The organism is Kitasatospora sp. NPDC059722, from assembly GCF_042733235.1.
Classification (GTDB): Bacteria; Actinomycetota; Actinomycetes; order Streptomycetales; family Streptomycetaceae; genus Kitasatospora.
The window spans coordinates 1-1,561 of record NZ_JBHWGD010000286.1 but is presented as its reverse complement, the minus strand read 5'-3'; the positions used below and the strand labels follow the sequence as shown (position 1 = coordinate 1,561).

General features: G+C 57.0%; 1 rRNA gene. It reads left to right on the top strand.

The window, feature by feature from the left end:
- Positions 1-291: 291 nt before the first annotated feature.
- A 23S ribosomal RNA gene (locus tag ACFV4F_RS43345) occupies positions 292-1,561 on the top strand; the annotation flags it as partial.

The window sequence follows — 1,561 nt, the reverse complement described above, 5'->3', positions numbered from 1 at the left end:
CGGCTGGATCACCTCCTTTCTAAGGAGCAATATGCCGCTTGCAGGCGAATGTCCTGCACGGTTGCTCATGGGTGGAACGTTGACTATTCGGCACAGGAAGAGATCGGATGCTAGTACTGCTTCGGCGTGGAACGCGATCTGGGATTGACTGTGTCGGGCACGTTGTTGGGTCCTGAGGGAACGGAAACGTTGTCTCAGTGGTTGCCGGCCTCACTTGACGTGGTCTTCGGATCGTGGAGGGTGTGTGACTGGTCGTTGTTTGAGAACTGCACAGTGGACGCGAGCATCTGTGGCCAAGTTTTTAAGGGCGCACGGTGGATGCCTTGGCACTAGGAACCGATGAAGGACGTGGGAGGCCGCGATAGGCCCCGGGGAGCTGTCAACCGAGCTTTGATCCGGGGGTGTCCGAATGGGGAAACCCGGCAGTCGTCATGGGCTGTCACCCGCTGCTGAACACATAGGCAGTGTGGAGGGAACGCGGGGAAGTGAAACATCTCAGTACCCGCAGGAAGAGAAAACAACCGTGATTCCGGGAGTAGTGGCGAGCGAAACCGGATGAGGCTAAACCGTTTTGGTGTGAGACCCGGCAGGGGTTGCCAATGCGGGGTTGTGGGAATGAGCTTCAGTCGTCTGCCGGCGGCTGGGCGAGTCAGAAACCGTATGGGTAGTCGAAGGACATGCGAAAGGTCCGGCGTAGAGGGTAAGACCCCCGTAGACGAAATCTGTACGGCTTGCTTGCTCATCTCCCAAGTAGCACGGGGCCCGAGAAATCCCGTGTGAATCTGGCGGGACCACCCGCTAAGCCTAAATATTCCCTAGTGACCGATAGCGGATAGTACCGTGAGGGAATGGTGAAAAGTACCGCGGGAGCGGAGTGAAATAGTACCTGAAACCGTGTGCCTACAAGCCGTGGGAGCGTCGTTCGCCAGCTTGCTGGTGGGCCGTGACTGCGTGCCTTTTGAAGAATGAGCCTGCGAGTTTGCGGTGTGTAGCGAGGTTAACCCGTGTGGGGTAGCCGTAGCGAAAGCGAGTCCGAATAGGGCGTTTGAGTTGCATGCCCAAGACCCGAAGCGGAGTGATCTAGCCATGGGCAGGTTGAAGCGCGGGTAAGACCGTGTGGAGGACCGAACCCACCAGGGTTGAAAACCTGGGGGATGACCTGTGGTTAGGGGTGAAAGGCCAATCAAACTCCGTGATAGCTGGTTCTCCCCGAAATGCATTTAGGTGCAGCGTCACGTGTTTCTTGCCGGAGGTAGAGCACTGGATAGGCGATGGGCCTCACCGGGTTACTGACCTTAGCCAAACTCCGAATGCCGGTAAGTGAGAGCGTGGCAGTGAGACTGTGGGGGATAAGCTCCATGGTCGAGAGGGAAACAGCCCAGAACACCGACTAAGGTCCCTAAGCGTGTGCTAAGTGGGAAAGGATGTGGAGTCGCAGAGACAACCAGGAGGTTGGCTTAGAAGCAGCCACCCTTGAAAGAGTGCGTAATAGCTCACTGGTCAAGTGATTCCGCGCCGACAATGTAGCGGGGCTCAAGCACATCACCGAAGTCGTGTCATT